The sequence below is a fragment of the Nocardia sp. Tas62D01 genome (genome assembly GCF_055232035.1).
Genome location: NZ_JBUYUZ010000001.1, coordinates 4,160,585 through 4,177,824, shown reverse-complemented (window position 1 = coordinate 4,177,824; position 17,240 = coordinate 4,160,585). Strand labels below are relative to the sequence as shown.

The 17,240-nt window shown below is 68.1% G+C and carries 11 protein-coding genes; 6 read left to right on the top strand and 5 right to left on the bottom strand.

Features of this window, described 5'->3' with window-relative positions:
• Positions 1-39: 39 nt before the first annotated feature.
• From ACV7NQ_RS20285 to ACV7NQ_RS20275, 3 genes are read left to right on the top strand one after another with little or no spacing between them, the layout of a single operon-like run.
• Entirely contained in the window at positions 40-1,113 is a 1,074-nt protein-coding gene (locus tag ACV7NQ_RS20285; protein ID WP_463361099.1) for a glycosyltransferase, read from the top strand.
• A gap of 3 nt (positions 1,114-1,116) precedes the next feature.
• Positions 1,117-1,983: a CgeB family protein gene (locus ACV7NQ_RS20280; RefSeq protein WP_463361098.1), complete on the top strand. Its 867-nt coding sequence runs from the start codon at positions 1,117-1,119 to the stop codon at positions 1,981-1,983.
• A 27-nt stretch (positions 1,984-2,010) separates the two neighbouring features.
• Positions 2,011-2,865: a CgeB family protein gene (locus ACV7NQ_RS20275; protein WP_463361097.1), complete on the top strand. Its 855-nt coding sequence runs from the start codon at positions 2,011-2,013 to the stop codon at positions 2,863-2,865.
• Here ACV7NQ_RS20275 and eccA read toward each other — a convergent pair.
• Complete coding sequence (gene eccA, locus ACV7NQ_RS20270; RefSeq protein ID WP_463361096.1) at positions 2,859-4,664, bottom strand: type VII secretion AAA-ATPase EccA; 1,806 nt, start codon at positions 4,662-4,664, stop codon at positions 2,859-2,861. The genes ACV7NQ_RS20275 and eccA overlap by 7 nt on opposite strands.
• Positions 4,665-4,867: 203 nt before the next feature.
• Here eccA and eccD point away from each other — a divergent pair, with 203 nt between their 5' ends.
• From eccD to eccCa, 3 genes are read left to right on the top strand one after another with little or no spacing between them, the layout of a single operon-like run.
• Complete coding sequence (gene eccD / locus ACV7NQ_RS20265; protein WP_463361095.1) at positions 4,868-6,325, top strand: type VII secretion integral membrane protein EccD; 1,458 nt, start codon at positions 4,868-4,870, stop codon at positions 6,323-6,325.
• The gene (gene mycP, locus ACV7NQ_RS20260; RefSeq protein WP_463361094.1) at positions 6,318-7,760 is read left to right on the top strand and encodes a type VII secretion-associated serine protease mycosin; all 1,443 of its coding nucleotides are present in this window, start codon (positions 6,318-6,320) and stop codon (positions 7,758-7,760) included. The genes eccD and mycP overlap by 8 nt, the downstream gene beginning before the upstream one ends.
• Before the next feature lie 10 nt (positions 7,761-7,770).
• Positions 7,771-11,799, top strand: a complete 4,029-nt coding sequence (gene eccCa, locus ACV7NQ_RS20255; protein ID WP_463361093.1) for a type VII secretion protein EccCa — start codon at positions 7,771-7,773, stop codon at positions 11,797-11,799.
• Positions 11,800-11,802: 3 nt separating this feature from the next.
• On the opposite strand, the gene ACV7NQ_RS20250 is transcribed toward eccCa, so the two are convergent.
• From ACV7NQ_RS20250 to ACV7NQ_RS20235, 4 genes are all read right to left on the bottom strand, one after another.
• Positions 11,803-12,876 (bottom strand): glycosyltransferase, encoded by a 1,074-nt coding sequence (locus ACV7NQ_RS20250; protein ID WP_463361092.1) that lies wholly within the window; start codon positions 12,874-12,876, stop codon positions 11,803-11,805.
• 188 nt (positions 12,877-13,064) lie between these two features.
• A complete protein-coding gene (locus ACV7NQ_RS20245) occupies positions 13,065-15,851 on the bottom strand; it encodes a WXG100-like domain-containing protein (protein WP_463361091.1) in 2,787 nt (928 codons plus the stop codon).
• 12 nt (positions 15,852-15,863) lie between these two features.
• Positions 15,864-16,223 carry a hypothetical protein gene (locus ACV7NQ_RS20240; protein ID WP_463361090.1) on the bottom strand — a complete coding sequence of 120 codons (360 nt, stop codon included), beginning with the start codon at positions 16,221-16,223 and terminating at the stop codon, positions 15,864-15,866.
• Between the two features lie 163 nt (positions 16,224-16,386).
• Positions 16,387-17,142 carry a MerR family transcriptional regulator gene (locus ACV7NQ_RS20235; protein WP_463361089.1) on the bottom strand — a complete coding sequence of 252 codons (756 nt, stop codon included), beginning with the start codon at positions 17,140-17,142 and terminating at the stop codon, positions 16,387-16,389.
• Positions 17,143-17,240: the final 98 nt, after the last annotated feature.

Here is a 17,240-nt window from a genome sequence, read left to right as displayed (position 1 = left end):
CCGCACCCGGACCCACTACCGACGAGCACAAGTGAGCCGATGAGATTCCACGTCGCTGCGCTGCCCCACACGCAGACCACCAAGTACTACTCGTCGTGCGCGTACACGCAGAAGGTGCGCAAGTTCTGCGACATGATGATGAGCCTGGGCCACGAGGTGTTCCTGTACGCCTCGCAGGAGAACGAGGCCGCCTGCACCGAGTTGATCACCGTCGTCACCGAGGAGGATCGGCAAGCATGGTTCGGCGAGAAGACACTCGCCGACGGATTCGACTGGTTCAGCTGGAACCAGCAGGACCCGCACTGGCTCATCACCAACGCCCGCACCATCGCCGAGATCTCCAAGCGCAAGCAACCGCGCGACTTCATCTGCGCCATCGGCGGATCCGGCCAGAAGTCACTGGGCGATGCCTTCCCCGAACTGCAGACGGTCGAGTACGGCGTCGGCTACAGCGGCGTATTCGCCAAGCACCGGGTGTTCGAAAGCTACGCCTGGATGCATGCGGTGCACGGCGCGCGCACCACGGTCGCGGGTGTCATGTCCGACCAAGGCCAGTTCTACGACGCGGTGATCCCGAACTACTTCGAGGTCGAGGATTTTCCGTTCTCCGCCGAGAAGGACGATTACTTCCTGTTCATCGGCCGCCTGATCGAGGCCAAGGGCTTTCAGATCGCCGTCGACACCTGCAAGCGCCTGGGCGCGAAGCTGATCGTCGCCGGCGCCGGCCGCCCGCCGGATTACGGCGAATACGCCGGAGTCGTGGACGTACAGCGGCGCGGTGAACTGATGAGCCGGGCCCGAGCGGTATTCACGCCGTCGCTCTATCTGGAGCCGTTCGGCGGCGTACACGTCGAGGCCATGCTGTGCGGGACGCCCGTGATCACCACGGACTGGGGCGCGTTCAGCGAGACGGTGCAGCAGGGCGTGCAGGGCTTCCGCTGCCACACGCTGCGCGAGTTCTGCGATGCCGCCGAGGCGGTCGGCAAGCTCGACTACCAGGGGATCCGCGACTACGCGGTGGCCAAGTTCTCCACCGAGGCGGTCGCCAAACAGTACGACGACTATTTCCAGCGCCTGCACACCCTGTGGGGCGACGGCTTCTACACACTGTAGGCGGTGACCATGCAATTCAATGTCACACTGTCGGATCCGGACCTGGTCACGCCGGCCTTCGACGACGTGATGATCGGCGTCGACGCTGCCCTGCGCGATCTCGGCCACACCACGGTGAACGCCGGCGGGCACGCTCCCGAGCACATCGACGTGGTGTTCGGGCACTACATCGCGCCGCAGCGGTTCCCCGATAGATCGGTCGTCTATCAGCTGGAGCCGGTGTGCGGAAATACTCTGCAAGTGGGCCATGTGCCGTTGGATGTGCTGCGGGCCAATGTCGTGTGGGACTATTCGCGGCTCAATGTCGAGCAACTGCGCGCGCGGGGAGTGCAGGCGCATTACGTACCCATCGGCTACCATCCGCGCCTGCAGCGTGTCCCCTCGGTGCCCGAGCAGGATATCGACGTGTTGTTCTACGGCACCGGCTCCACGCGCCGGCTCGTGATCCTCTCCGCGCTGCGCCGGGCGGGCCTGCGAACTGTCCATATCAGCGGCGGTATCCACGGCAGTGCACTGGATCAGACCATCGCCCGCGCCAAGGTAGTACTGAACCTGCACTCGCGCAGCGAATACCGGGTGCTGGAAACCGTGCGCGTCGGGTACCTGCTGTGCAACCGCAAGGCGGTCGTCGCCGAGGTCGGCCACCAGGACGACGACGACGAGCTGGGCGGCGGCATCGCCGCCGTCCCGTATCCCCAGCTGGTGGACACCTGCGTCGACCTCGTCCGCGACCACGCGGCCCGGGTCGAGCTGGAGGCCGCGGGTTTCGCGACCATCTCCCGTCGTCCCATGACCGATGTCCTCGCCGGCGTCCTGCACACCGCCGCGGCACTCGACCCACTGGCCGGCGCCTGGGGCCCGCGCTACTGAGTCGATCGGTCCGGAGGACCAACCACCATGCATTTCAACCTCACCCAGCCCCCGCACCGGAGGCTCCCTTTTTATCTGGACATGATGGAAACCATCGGCCATGGGCTGCGTGATCTCGGCCATACCACCGTTGACGCGGGCGGGTTCGCCGCCGACCGGATCAACATGGTGTTCGCCTATTACACCGGACCGCAGGCATTTCCGGAGCGATCGATTTTCTACCAGCTGGAACCGGTGTGTGACTGGCGAATGCAGATGGGCCACATCCCGATCCCCCGGCTGTGCTCGAATGTGGTCTGGGACTACTCCCGGCTCAATATCGAGCGGCTACGCCATCACGGCGTCGCAGCACACTACGTGCCCGTCGGCCATCATCCCGCCATGCAGTATGTCCCTGTCGCCGACGAAGAGGACATCGACGTCTTGTTCTACGGCGTCGGCACGCCGCGCCGCATGGAAATCCTGTCGGCGCTGCGCTACGCCGGGCTGCGGGTGAGTCATCTCGACGATGTCTTCTGCCGCGATCTGGATCCCGCCATCGCCCGCGCCAAGATCGTGTTGAATATGCACGCACGCGACGACTACCATGCGCTGGAGTCGGTGCGCGTTGGATACCTGCTGAGCAACCGCAAGGCGGTCGTCGCCGAGATCAACCACAGCGACGACGACGACGAGCTGGGCGACGGCATCGCCGCCGTCCCCCTCTCACAGCTGGTGGACACCTGTGTCGACCTCGTACGCGACGACAACGCACGAACCGAGTTGGCGGACAAGGGCTTCGCCGTCATCTCCCGGCGCCCCATCACCGACATTCTCGCCGGCATCCTGGACACTGCCGCGGCCATCGACCCCCTGGCCGGTGCCTGGGGCCCCCGCTATTGAGGCACGTTCTCCAGCGACTTCACCATATCCGCCACCTCGATCCGCATCAGGGTCTCCGAGTCCAGCGCTCGCAGGTCCACGCTGTCGTCCATGGCGAGGCGGTATTCCCGTTCCTCCTCGGCATTTTCGATGACGTTGCGGATGAAACGGCCGTTGCCCGCGATGTCGATACCGCGCCGCGGCAGCCCGCTCTGATCGGTCCGCTCGGCGTCGTACAGCACCGCGCACGCCCTGCGCAGCAGTTCGACCGCCTCGTCCGACATGGTGGAATCGCGATTGTGGGCAATAAGACGGCCGATCTCGCACAGTTCGTCGGGCGAGTAGGAGTCGAACTTGATCCGCTTGGCGAACCGGGAGGCCAGGCCGTCGTTGGCGGCCAGGAACCGGTCGATCTCGCCGTCGTATCCGGCGATGATGACCACCAGCCGGTCGCGGTCGTTCTCCATGCGGGCCAGCAGGGTGTCCACGGCCTCGCGGCCGAAGGCGTCACCGCCGGACAGACCCTGCTGGATCAGCGTGTACGCCTCGTCGATGAACAGCACCCCGTCCATCGCGCTGTCGATCAGCTTATTGGTCTTGATCGCGGTGGAACCCAGGTGCTGGCCGACGAAATCGGCGCGCTTGGTCTCCACCACCTTGTCGGTCTTGAGCAGCCCGAGCCCGCAGTAGATCTTGGCCACCACCCGGGCGATGGTGGTCTTCCCGGTACCGGGCGGGCCGGTGAAGGCCAGGTGCTGGCCGCGCGGCATGCTGGTGAGCCCCTTCTCCGCGCGGATCTGCGCCAGCGTGGCCGACGACTGCAGCTTGGCGACCTGAACCTTCACCGCGCCCAGGCCGATCTGCGCATCCAGTTCGGCGCGGGCGGCGGCCAGGGTCGCCTCCGCCTTGTCCTGATGATCCTGCTCGGCGACTTCCGCGAGCGACGGCGCGGACGCCGGATCCCAGCGGTCCGTGCGGGATTCGATGTTCTCCCGGCTCGTCCCCATGATCCGGAACGCCGGGTCGCGCATGGCCTGCACGTTGGCCTCGAAACCGGGAACCTGGGTGTAGACCGTCTCGAACAGCGCACGGGCGGCATCATCGTTGCCCTGCTCACGCAGGCACAGGCCGTGGCAGTACATCGCGGCGGTGCGAGCGGCCGGGATCGGGCCCCGCTCCGCCAGTTCCAGCCGCCGGATCGCCTCACCGAACATTCCGAGGTGCGCGCACGCGGTGCCGACCATGACGTGCGCACCGGCGGCCATATAGGGATCCTGCCACTCCGCCGAGCCGGCCAGCACCGACATCACATCCGGCCAGCGCTGCGTGTTGAAGTGCAGCACCGCCCGCGTATAGCCGCACACCCGGTCGTCGGTGGCCCGGTCCGGATCCTCGCGCACCCGGCGCCGCTGCTCCAGCTCGTCGAGCACCTGCTCGGCGTCGTCGTACTCCTGATCGTTCATCAGCTGGACCGCCTGCGCCAGCCAGATCTCGGTGAGGCCGGCGATGGGATACTCGATGTACTGACCGATCTGGAACCGGCCGGCCAACTGGCGGGGCGCCAGCCCGATCCGGCGCTGCTCGCGCAGCAGCGCCGAGGCGGACGTCTTGTGCAGGTTGAACAGCACCTCACGGGTCACCTCGCCGGCGGCGGCGCGGCCGAGCCAGGCATCGCACATGGTCGGGTCGAGTTCGGTGGCCCGCCGGAACGCGACCTTGGCGTACTCCAGATCCTTGGCGGCCTGCTGACCGTCGACCATCAAACCCAGGGACAGCACGCCCGCGTCGAAGATCTGTTGCGCTTGCTGAATGGCGGACATGCTGGGCTACTCCCTGAAGGTAAACCGAAATCTCCTACCGGCACAGGTGATTCACAGCTGACAATTATGAAAACTGGGCCGCGACAGGCATTTTGCCACGCCGACAGCCAAAGTGGCGACTGCACTGCAAGTCCGAGAGGCGCGGCGTCCGGGCATCTGATACCTTCCACAAGGGCACGACCTGAGATACGGGAGTTCGTCCATTGTTCGAATCATCGACCACCGAGCCACAACTCTGCCGTGTTTCAGTGATCGGCGGCAACACCCAGGTCGATATGGCGTTACCCGCCTCGATCCCGGTCGCCAATTTCATCCCGGATGTGGTGGCGCTCATTGCCTCACGCAACCCGGATCTGTCCGAGCACGACGACGGCGGCGCACAGCTACACGCCCAGCACTGGACCCTGGCGCGGCTGGGGCATGAGCCGATCGAGCCGCACCGGTCGCTGACCGAGGCCGACGTGTTCGACGGCGAGCTGCTCATCCTGCGCACAGTAGACACCGTCGAAGCACCCGCCTTGTTCGACGACGTCATCGATGCGGTGGCCCGGCTGACCGAAAGCTCTTTCCGCGGGTGGAGTTCCGAGATCGCCGGGCGGGCCGGGCTGGCGGCCGCGATCGCGGGCAGTATCGGCGCGGCGCTGCTGCTGGTGGTGACCGCGGCGCAGGGCCGAGGCCTCCCGGCCGGCGGAGTCGGTCTCGGCGTGGGACTGCTGACACTGGTGGCGGCGGCGCTCACCGCGCGGTTCTACGCCGAGCCGCGAGCGGCGACCGCGCTGTCGCTGTGCGGTCTGGTCCTGAGTGGCACCGGTGCGGCGGTGCTGGTGCCCGGTGGTGTCGGCGCCCCGCAGCTATTGCTGGGCTGCGCGGTCACCCTGTTGCTGGCCGTGCCGACGCTGCGCCTGGTCGGCACGGGCACCACCGTATTCGCGGCGGTGATCACCACCGCGGTGTTCGGCATCGCAGGCGCCGGCGCGACGACGCTGTGGCACCCCGCACTGCCGAAGGTGGGGGTGGTCGCGGTGGTGTGCGCCCTGCTCAGTGTCACGTTCGCGCCGCGCCTCGCGGTGGCGGCGGCCCGGTTGCCGGTGCCGCCGGTGCCGACGGCCGGCGGCGTGATCGATCCACGCGACCACGAGCAGCGGCCCACCATCGAGGGCATCGGGGCGATCGGCGCGACCGCGATCCCGTCGGCCGCCGGGCTGGGCCAGCGGTCCCGGCTGGCCAACGAATACCAGTCCGGCATGCTCATCGGGCTCGTGCTGGCGGCGGTGTCGGGGGCACTCGCGGCGACCGGATCGGCCGATCACCGCTGGCAGGGGGCCGCGCTGGCGGCCGCGGCGGGCCTGGTGCTGTGCCGGCGCGGCCGCGCCTTCGCGGACCTGACCCAGGCGTCGACCCTGGTACTGGGCGGCTGCACGATCCTGGTGGCCCTGTCGATACTGCTGGGAGTCAGGCTGCACAACCTGGCCCTGCCTGCGGCCGAGACGCTGGTGCTGTTCTCGGTCGCCGCGGTGGTCGTGGGCGTCATCGGCCCGCGGGTGGACGTGTCGCCGGTGGTGCAGCGGCTCGGGGAGATACTGGAATACCTGCTCATCTGCGTGATCGGCCCCCTGGCGTTCTGGATCCTCGACATCTACACCCTCGCCCGCAATGCCTAGCTTCGCCATCCCCGCACGCGCTGCCCGCACCGCTACCGCCCACCGTCCCGGGGCTGTCGCCCAGCGACTCGGGGCCGTCGCCGCGGTGCTGGCGCTCGCGCTCGCGCCGGCGGGCGTCGCCCAGGGCGTCGCACCGCCCGGGGTGGATCCCGGGGCATTGGTGCTCGGCGCCCCGGTGGCGCCGCCGACCGCCACCCAGCAGCATCTGGTGTGCTCGCATCCCGTCTGGACCGGCCCCGCACCGACCAGCGAACCGGCGGCGCAGAAAGCGCTCGAGCTCACTCAGGCATGGGAATTCAGCCGCGGTGCGGGCCAACTGGTAGCGGTGATCGACACCGGCGTGAACAACCACCCGCGGCTGGCCGTCATCCCCGGCGGCGACTACGTGTCCACCTCCGACGGCACCGTCGACTGCGACGGGCACGGCACCCTGGTGGCCGGCATCATCGCCGGCCACCCCGCCCCCGACGGCAGCGACCGCTTCTCCGGGGTGGCGCCCGACGCGACCATCCTGTCCATCCGCCAGACCAGCCTGGCCTACCAGGCCAAGAACAGCGACGACCAGAACCACCCGGGCCAGATGTCGGCCGGCGGCTACGGCAACGTGACCACCCTCGCCTACGCGATCGTGCACGCGGTCGACCTGGACGCGACGGTCATCAACATCTCCGAGGTGTCATGCACCGCCGTAGGCCAGAACCCGGGCGATGGCGCGCTGGGGGCTGCGTTGCGGTACGCCGCCGACCACAACGTGGTAGTGGTCGCCTCGGCCGGCAACCTGGAGAGCCAGGGCGCGTGCAAGACCCAGAACGGCACCACCGGCTGGGATTCGGTGAAGACCATCGCCACCCCGGCGTGGTTCACCCCGAACGTGCTGTCGGTCGCCTCGGTCGAAACCGACGGCACGCCATCCGCGTTCACGCTCTACGGCCCGTGGGTCGGGGTGGCCGCGCCGGGCAGCAACCTGATGTCACTGGACAGCAACCCCGACGGCACCGGCCTGGTCAACGGCACCCCGCAGTCAGACGGCACGGTCGCCCCGGTCGACGGCACCAGCTTCTCCAGCGCGTTCGTCGCCGGCGTGGCCGCCCTGGTACGCGCCCACTACCCCGGTCTATCCGCCGCAGAGGTCGTCGACCGGATCGTGCGCACCGCACACGGGCCCGGCAGCGGCCGCGACGACCGCATCGGCGCCGGCCTGGTCGATCCGGTGGCCGCGCTGACGGCGGTGCTGCCGGCGCAGTCCGGCACGCCCGACCTCGGGCACGCGATTCCCGCGCCGCCGCCGCCACCGCGGGTGGACCCGTGGCCGCGCCGCATCGGGGTGGGCGGCGCACTGACCTGCCTGGCCCTGCTGGCGATCGTGCTGGCGGTGTCGATTCCGTTCCGCCGCGAGAAGCGGCGCCCACTCGTCCTGCCGGGCGACGACAACTGAGGGAACAGCCATGACCACACAAGGTTTCGTCCGGCTGGCCCGGATCGCGCCGCCGCGTCCGCCCGGCGGCGAGGTGATCCTCGATGCGCCGCCGGAGATCACCTCGCCGATCCCGAACCCGCTGTGGCAGCGGCTGATGCCGCTGGTGATGGTGGTCGCCGTGCTCGGCATGATGGGCCTGATGTTCACCATGAGCGGCAAGGCCATGCTGAGCAACCCGCTGACCATGATGTTCCCGATGATGATGCTGATGTCGATGGGCGGCATGGTCGCGGGCAACCGTGGCGGTGGCGGTAAGAAAGCCGCCGAACTCAATGAGGAACGCAAGGACTACTTCCGCTACCTGGAGCAGCTGCGCAGGGACGTGCGCCACACCGGCACATCGCAGCGCGAGGCCCTGACCTGGAGTCATCCGCATCCCCGGGACCTGCCCGCCCTCATCGGTACCCGGCGCATGTGGGAACGCCGACCCAACGACCCCGATTTCGGGCACGTCCGCATCGGTGTCGGCAGCCACCGCATCGCCACCAAACTGGCTCGGCCCGAAACCGGGCCGCTGGAAGATCTGGAACCGGTGGCGACGGTGGCGCTGCGCCGGTTCGTGCGCACCCATTCGGTGGTGCACGGCCTGCCGACCGCGATCTCGCTGCGCGCCTTCCCCGCGATCAACATCGAGGGTCCGCGCGAGCACGGCCGCGCCTTGGCGCGCGCGGTGATGATGGAGCTCACCACCTTCCACGGCCCCGACAATCTGGTGATCGCGATCGTCACCGCCGATCCCGATGCGGCGCACTGGGAGTGGGCGAAATGGCTGCCGCACCTGCAGCATCCGAGGGACAAGGACGCCATCGGCTCGGCTCGGATGCTGTATGAGTCGCTGTCGGAACTGGAGACCGCGCTGTCGGAGGATCTGCTCGAACGCGGCCGGTTCCTGCGCAACGGACCGCCCACCGCCGGGCGGTTGCACCTGGTGGTGGTGATCGACGACGGCTATGTCAGCGGCTCCGAGCGCATCATCAGCGACGCCGGTCTGGATTCGGTGACCGTGCTGGATCTGACCGCGCCGCAGGCCGGTCTGGCCGTGCGCCGCGGCCTGCAGCTGGTGGTGGAGGAGGAGGTGATCGGGGCCCGCACGTCCGGCATGGTGGAGAAGTTCGCCGGCCCCGACCGGGTGAGCATGGTCGAGTCCACGACCTTCGCCCGGGGGATGGCGCGCTACCGCATCGCAACCGCCAGCCAGATCGTCGACCTGGGCGAGGATCTCGTCGCCGACCCGGGTCTGATGTCGCTACTGAAGATTCCGGACGCGGCGGCCATCGATGCGGACGCGGCCTGGCGGCCGCGGTCGGTCCGGGAACGGCTGCGGGTGCCGATCGGCACCACCCCGGACGGCACCCCGGTGGAACTGGATATCAAGGAAGCCGCCGAGAACGGCATGGGCCCGCACGGATTGTGCATCGGCGCAACCGGTTCGGGTAAATCGGAGTTTCTGCGCACCCTGGTGCTGTCGATGGTGACCACCCACTCCCCGGACCTGCTGAACCTGGTGCTGGTCGACTTCAAGGGCGGCGCCACCTTCCTCGGCCTGGATCCGCTGCCGCATGTGGCCGCGGTCATCACCAACCTCGAGGACGAGCTCTCGATGGTGGACCGCATGCGCGACGCACTGGCCGGCGAGATGAACCGCCGGCAGGAATTGCTGCGGTCGGCCGGCAATTTCTCCAATGTCACCGAGTACGAGAAGGCGCGCGCACACGGTGCCCAGCTCGACCCGCTGCCGGCGCTGTTCGTCATCGTCGACGAATTCACCGAACTGCTGTCGCAGAAGCCGGACTTCGCCGAGCTGTTCGTGATGATCGGCAGGCTGGGCCGGTCCCTGCGGGTACATCTGCTGCTGGCCTCGCAGCGGCTGGAGGAGAACCGGTTGCGCGGCCTGGACTCCCACCTGTCCTACCGGATCGGCCTGCGTACCTTCTCGGCCAGCGAATCGCGGCAGGTACTCGGCATCACCGATGCCTACCATCTGCCGAGCCAACCCGGCGCCGCCTACCTGAAGAGCGATGCGGCCGACCCGCTGCGCTTCAACGGCAGTTACGTCTCCGGCACGTATGTGCCGCCGGCCGACACCGGCCCACGGATCGGCAGCGGACCGGCAGCGGCGGGTGCCGCGGACCTGTTCACCGCCGGCCCGGTGGCGGTGCGCGAGGCGCCCGGACCGGTCGAGGTCGCGCTGCCTGATCTGAGCGCGCTGCTCGCCGAACCGGATGCACCCGGTCCGGAACGCAGCCTGCTGCAGGTGGTGGTCGACCGGCTCATCGGCCACGGGCGCCCCGCGCACGAGGTCTGGCTGCCACCGCTGGACGTCTCACCCACCGTGGATATGCTGCTGCCCGAATCGGACTGGCGATCCCCCGGCAACCAGCACGGCAAGCTGTGGATGCCGATCGGCGTCATCGACAAACCCTACGAGCAGAAGCGTGACGTGCTCACCATCGACCTGGCCGGGGCACAGGGCCACGTGGCGGTGGTCGGCGGTCCGCAGTCGGGCAAGTCCACCACGCTGCGGACCATCATCATGGCCGCGGCCGCCACCCACACCCCCGAACAGGTGCAGTTCTACTGCGTCGACTTCGGCGGCGGCACGCTCGCCGGGCTCGGCGACCTGCCGCACGTCGGTTCGGCCGCCAGCCGGCTCGAGATCGACCGGGTGCGCCGCACCATCGCCGAACTCGTCACGCTGCTCCGGCAGCGCGAGGCCCGATTCCTGCGGCTGGGCATCGAGAACATGCGCGAATTCCGCAGGCTCAAGGCCGAACTCGCCGCCAAGCCCGAGCCGGAGCAGGCCACGCATCCGCTGGCGGAGGATCTGTTCGGCGATGTATTCCTGGTGATCGACGGCTGGGCGGGGTTCCGCGAGGAATTCGAGGCCCTCGACGGGCACGTGGTGTCGCTGGCGGCCCGCGGCCTGTCCTACGGCATCCACGTCATGCTCGGCGCCAGCCGCTGGGCGGAGATCCGACCTGTGATCAGGGATCAGATCGGCACCCGCGTCGAGCTGCGGCTGGGCGACCCGTCGGACTCCGAGATGGATCGCCGTTCCGCGGCCGGGGTTCCGCTCAACCGGCCGGGCCGCGGCATAAACAGTGCCAAGCTGCACCTGCTGCTGGCCCTGCCCCGGCTGGACTCCAACTCCGACCCGGAGACTCTCTCCGAGGGCGTGACTGCGGCGAAGACGGGGCTGGCCGAGATGTACGGCGAACGCCGGGCGCCCGCCGTGCGCATGCTGCCGCTGGAGATCCCGCGCGAGCAGGCGCTGGCCACGGCGCGCGAGCTGGGTGTGCAACTGGACCACAAGCATGTGCTGATCGGCCTGGGCGAATCCGAATTGCAGCCGTTGGTGCTGGATTTCGACGAGCAGCCGCACCTGATGGTGTTCGCCGACGTGGGCTGCGGCAAGACCACCCTGCTGCGCAACATCGCGATGGGCATCGTGGAGAACTCGCACCCGAACGATGCGCGGATCATCCTCGTCGACTACCGCCGCACCATGCTGGGCGTGATCGAAGGACCGCATCTGGCCGGCTATTCGACCTCGGCGCAGACCTCGATCGGGACGATCAAGGAGGTCGCGGGCTTCCTGACCAAGCGCATCCCCGGCTCCGACATCACCCCGGCGGAGCTGCGCGAGCGCAGCTGGTGGACCGGACCGGAGGTGTATGTGATCGTCGACGACTACGACATGGTGGCCTCCAACAATCCCCTGCTGGCACTGATGGATCTCATCCCGCAGGCCCGCGACATCGGCCTGCACGTCATCATCGCCCGCCGGTCCGGTGGCGCGGGCCGGGCGCTCTACGACAATGTGCTCGGCCCGATGAAGGATATGTCCGTCGACGGCATCCTGATGAGCACACCCAAGGACGAGGGCGTGCTGCTCGGCGAAGTCCGGCCCGCGAGGTACCCGCCCGGCCGCGGCATGCTGGTGTCGCGCACCCGGGATCTGGAGCTCATCCAGGCCTGCCACCTGCCGCCGGTGTGAGGCTCAGAGGGCGTCGAACCCGTCGCCCCAGAGGGTTTCGAGGCGGTGGAAGTAGGTCTCGTACTGCTCGGCGACGATGTCGGTGGAGAAACGGGACACGGCGTAGTCACGAATCCCCTGATAGTCGAGTTTGTCGACGGCGTCGGCGGCATCGACGAATTCGCGCAACGTGCGGCAACGGAAGCCGGTGACGCCCTGCTGCACGGTTTCGCTGAAAGCGCCCCAGTCCGTGGTGATCACCGGGGTACCGCAGAGCATCGCCTCAACGTGGACACCGCCGAAAGGCTCCAGATACAGCGACGGCACGAAGACCGCACGGGCCCGGCTCATCAGCTCGCCACGCCGCTGGCTATCCACGATGCCGACGTACTCGCCGAAGTCCGGTGGTGTGCCCGCACCTGCGACCACCAGCTTGCGGTCCAGGGTGCGGCAGGTGTCGATGGCGATCTGAATACCCTTGGCTTCGACCAACCGGCCCATGAACAGGTAGTAGTCGTCCTTCTCCGCGGAGAACGGAAAGTCCTCCACCTCGAAATAGTTGGGGATCACCGCGTCGAAGAAGCGGCCGCGGTCGCTCATGATCCCCGGCAGTGTGGTGTGGGCGCCGTGCACCGCGTGCATCCACGCATAACTTTCGAAGACACGGTGTTTGGCGAATACGCCGCTGTAACCGATGCCGAATTCCACGGTGAGCATGTCCGGGAAGGCGCCGCCGATGGCCTCCTGGCAGGTTCCGCCGATAATGCAGATGAAGTCACGCGGCTCGGCACGCTTGGCGATTTCGGCGATGGCCCGGTGATTGGTGACCACCCAGTGCTTATCCTTCATACCCCAGGTGATGTTGATGGGGCCCTCAAAGACGTCGTTGTGGCCGAACCACTCCCGCTGCTCGTCCTTCGTCACGATGGTGATCAGCTCCGCGCAGGTGGCCTCGTTCTCCTGCGAGGCGTAGAGGAACACCTCATGCCCCAGGCTTGTCATCATGTCGCAGAACCGGCGCACCTTCTGCGTGTAAGCACACGGCGAGTAATGCTTGGTGGTCTGCGTGTGGGGCAGATTGACAACGTGAAAACGCATCGCGGGCACCGTATTTCGATCGGATCAGTGGTTCTGGGACGCAGGCGCCGCTGCCGGGATCTGCGGCACCGCCGCGGTAGCCAGGGCGCACTCGGTAACAGCGTGGTCCACGATCTGCCGCGACGCAAGTTTTCGGATCACGCTGTGCCGGGAACAGCGGCTCGACCGACTCGAGGCAATCTCGTGAATCACCCGGGCCCGCCGCGCGGACCGCCCAAACCGGTTGCGGCCCACTGCTCGGCATTGTCCAGGGCCTGCAGTATGCCCCGATAGAAATCGGGCCCAGCGCCACCAAGGTCGGCGCGGCCGTCGTTGCCCTGGTTTTGGTCGTCATCGGGGCCGTGGCCCTGCTGCGACTGACCATCACCGGCACCTGGACCGTCACCACCGGCACCCGGACCAGGGCTGCTTCCATCACCAGCACCCGGACCGTCACCACCGGCACCCGGACCGGGGCTGCTTCCATCGCCGGCACCTGGACCGTTACCACCGGCACCCGGACCGGGGCTGCTTCCATCGCCGGCACCTGGACCGTTACCACCGGCACCCGGACCGGGGCTGCTTCCATCGCCGGCACCTGGACCGTTACCACCGGCACCCGGACCGGGGCTGCTTCCATCGCCGGCACCTGGACCGTTACCACCGGCACCCGGACCGGGGCTGCTTCCATCGCCGGCACCTGGACCGTTACCACCGGCACCCGGACCGGGGCTGCTTCCATCGCCGGCACCTGGACCGTTACCACCGGCACCCGGACCGGGGCTGCTTCCATCGCCGGCACCTGGACCGATGCTGCCCGGCCACGACAACGGGGCCGCCACCGCGGTGAAGCCCGCCGGCTCCGCATAGGACTGCTGGTGCTGTTTCAGCCGGGTCCTGGCGCGCAAACTCTCGCCCGACAGCGTTTTCTGGACGTTGCGGCCCAATGCACGGTCCAAGGCCTCGGATTCACCCCGCTGCGTCTGGGCGAGTTCCTCGCGCTCTGTGTTGTGGCGCTCGACGCGTTGCGCCTGGGTCTCGTTCGGACGTTGCTGCTCCCCCTGCTGCCGCTGTTGCTGCCACCGGCTCGCGCGGTCCTGGGTCACGCCGAGCTCATCGCGCTTGCCCTGCGCCTCGGCGGCGCGCTGCTGACTGCGGAATTGGGACTGCCGGGCCTGAGTTTCATTGTGCGACAGATTATCCTGATGAGCTTGGACCGGATTATCCTGCTGCTCCGGCAGATGCGACAGGTGTTCGTCCGTCGTCTCCTTGTCGCCGCCCGAGCCGATCCGGACCGTGCTCGTGACACCGCCCGTATCGGTGGTGGTCTCGGTACCCAGCGCATCCCGGGTGACGGCGACACCGCCGGTGCGGGTGGTGGTCATCAAGCCCTGCTCGGTGGTCGTCGACACCCGATTGCCCGCGGCGTCGAACGCACTGGTCGTCGCGGTGCCGGCGCGGGTGGTCTCGGAGGTGCGAGTCCCATCGGGCTGCACAGTGGTCCGCGTGACCGAACCGTCGCCTGCTGCAGTCTCGGTGATGGTTCTGCCCTGATCGTCGCTGAAGGTCCGGGTGGTGGCGCCGGCGCGCGTGGTCGTGGTGACGGCATCCGTTCCACGAGTGGTGACGGCATCCGTTCCACGAGTGGTGACGGCATCCGTACCACGAGTGGTGACGGCATCGGCGCGGCCGCTGGTGGTGGTGGTGGTGATCGTGGTGGTCCGACCCTGCCGATCGGTGGAACTGCTGGTGGTGATGCGGCCGGTCTCGGCGCCCGTGTCGTCGTAGGTCTTGGTCACCGTCGTCGTGGTGCGGCCGTCGGCGGATCGCGTAGTGGTCGGTCCGGTCCGACCGTCGTCGGGGTTGACGTCGGCGCGGGCCGCCCCCTCGCCGGGCGCCTTCAGACCGAGTTCACCGACAGACCCTTTGATCGTGCCGACCGCGGCACCGCGGGCCACGCCGCCGACCAGGCTCGCACCCCATCCGCTCGGATCGAGCGTACCGGTGAATGCCAGGTCGGACACGATATTTCCGGCCACCCCACTGGCCAGACCGCCGACCGAACCGGCGAATGCACCGCGCACCCCGCCGGCCAGCCCACCGGACACATCGGCACCGAACGTCCCCACCGCCACCCGGTCGAAACCACGGGCGGCGATATTGGCCAGCGGCACCCCCGCCAGCGTGCCGGCGACCGAGGCCGCCGCCGAGACGCCGAGCTCCTCCCAGTCGAGCCCCTTCTTCTTCCCCTCGGCGATCTGCACCAGCTGCACCGCCAGATCCTGCTTAACGGACAACGCCATGGTATCGGCCGCCCTGTCCCAGGCCAGCTTCGGGAAATACGACACCGCGTCGGCGACAATCTCGCCGGCCGCCTCGCGGATCGCCGTCGCCACCCGGTCGCCCGCATTCTCGATGGACCCCACCACAAATGCCTTGGCATCGCCCGCGATCTGTTCTGCACGGACGATGAACGGCGCGAATTCGCGCAGCGCATCGATCAGCTGCTCCACCCAGGTCGCGATCCGGCCGTAGGTCTGCTCGACCACCTGTTGCAGAAACAGCCGGGTGGCCCCGATTGCGCCGGCCTCCACCGCCGGAGCCGTCGGCGGGAACAGCCATGCCATGATGATCTCATAGGCCAGCATGATCAGGGAGCTGATGATCGTCAGCTTGGTGCTCTGCAGCTGCGTTCCGGTGCCGGTGCACGCGGTCGCCACCTGCGCGAACTGATCGGCCAGATCGGCCAGCGAACCCGAACCCTGTACCAGCCCACCGAAGGACTGCGCGATCTGGTCGCTGCCGGTCCCGCTGGGATAAGCGGCCGCGGTATCGCGCTGCGCCTGCTCCACGGTCACGATCAGGGCCCTGACCTGATCGGCCGCGTGCTGCCAGGCATCGCCCATCGCCCAGAGGCCGTCCTCATCGCCCTGCGGCCACGCCGCGCCGGCGACATATCCCAGCCAGGACAGCTCCGGCGGCAGGTAAAGCCCCATCCCCTGCGCCGTTCACGCCGCCTGGAATACGTCGACGGCGGTCTGCTCGTTCTCGTTCACCTTCTGCACCGTGGCCACCATCCCGTCACCGAAGGACCGCAGGCTGGCCACGAGCCCCTGGGCGCCGGGCGTCACACCGGTGGTGGTGGCGGACCCGTCGCCGATCAGGTTCTGCTTGACCGCCAGGTATCCCGTGACACCGTCGGCAAACTTTTTCCCGTAGCTGTCCTGCCCCCATCGCGTCCCGAGCGAGGCCAGTGTGGTGGACAGCGTCTGCACGATGGCATCCAGATCGCCTGCCAGCGCGTACATCTCGCCGGCGGCCTTGTTCAACTGATCCGGCAGCACCTCGACCGTGCCCGTAGTGCTCATGTCGACAACCTCCTGGCCGGCCCCGGCGGTTTCCGAGCGCCGTGTCCACATCACCGGATCCGGATGACCTCACGGTGACAGGCAGACCAATGCCGCGACAATGCTTTTCGAAGGCACAGAATCTAATTCGCGCGCCGGCCGAGCGTGGACACCTGGCCGAGGCTCAGGCCCCGTCGGGCAGCACGTCGCCCAGCTCCCGCGTGACGTGTTCCAGATATCGAGTGACGTACTGACCGATGAGCTCGGCGGCCACCCGGCCGGGCATGGTCCGGGTCATCGAGAGATGCCCGACCAGTTCGGCCACGTCCTGCGACTTGCGATCCGAGCGGCGAAAATCCCGCACCGCGGTCCGCTCGAACATATCGACGAACTGCCGGGCGATGTGGTCGCAGTCGTCGCGGAGCCGCTCCAACTCGTCCAGCACCCGGGCCGGCGGCATACCGGCCCCCAGCAACTGCGCGGCGATGTCGACCAGCTTCGGATCCTTCACCCGGTAGGTGGTGGCGTCCACCGGCTCGTACAGCCCGGCGGCAACGACCCTCGCCAGGCCGTTCGGAATCTCCCGATACCGTTCGGCGAGATCGGTCGCGGCAATCGTGGTTTCGACCTCCACGACAACCGGTTTCGGCACCGGGGCCACGGCCGAGGCCGAGGCGCTGACCCCGAGCACGGCGCCCAGATCGTCGCCACGGTCCCACGCCTCCAGCAGATCACGCACGCCGTTGAGTTTGATCCCGCGATCGAGCAGGCGGCTGATGATGCGCACCCGATTGAGGTGCTCGTCGCTGTAGAAGCCGGTGCGCCCCTTGAGTGCCGGTGGCGGCAGCAGGCCACGCTCGTTGTACACCCGCAGCGTCCGCACCGTCATACCGGCCTCGCGCGCCAGTTCGTCGATCGTAAACTCCGAATCCACTGCCATACCTCCAGGAAACCACACCGAAACCCATCCCTACCCGCAGCGTAGCGATCGAGCTGCGATGGCGGCCTGGGGTTTCAGTGGGGCTACAAGTAGCGCCA

Excerpts from the sequence above, each read along its gene's own strand:
- ACV7NQ_RS20285 (WP_463361099.1), top strand. The coding sequence starts at position 40 with ATGAGATTCCACGTCGCTGCGCTGCCCCACACGCAGACCACCAAGTAC.
- ACV7NQ_RS20275 (WP_463361097.1), top strand. The coding sequence starts at position 2,011 with ATGCATTTCAACCTCACCCAGCCCCCGCACCGGAGGCTCCCTTTTTAT.
- eccA (WP_463361096.1), bottom strand. The coding sequence starts at position 4,664 with ATGTCCGCCATTCAGCAAGCGCAACAGATCTTCGACGCGGGCGTGCTG.
- mycP (WP_463361094.1), top strand. The coding sequence starts at position 6,318 with ATGCCTAGCTTCGCCATCCCCGCACGCGCTGCCCGCACCGCTACCGCC.
- eccCa (WP_463361093.1), top strand. The coding sequence starts at position 7,771 with ATGACCACACAAGGTTTCGTCCGGCTGGCCCGGATCGCGCCGCCGCGT.
- ACV7NQ_RS20250 (WP_463361092.1), bottom strand. The coding sequence starts at position 12,876 with ATGCGTTTTCACGTTGTCAATCTGCCCCACACGCAGACCACCAAGCAT.
- ACV7NQ_RS20245 (WP_463361091.1), bottom strand. The coding sequence starts at position 15,851 with ATGGGGCTTTACCTGCCGCCGGAGCTGTCCTGGCTGGGATATGTCGCC.
- ACV7NQ_RS20240 (WP_463361090.1), bottom strand. The coding sequence starts at position 16,223 with ATGAGCACTACGGGCACGGTCGAGGTGCTGCCGGATCAGTTGAACAAG.
- ACV7NQ_RS20235 (WP_463361089.1), bottom strand. The coding sequence starts at position 17,142 with ATGGCAGTGGATTCGGAGTTTACGATCGACGAACTGGCGCGCGAGGCC.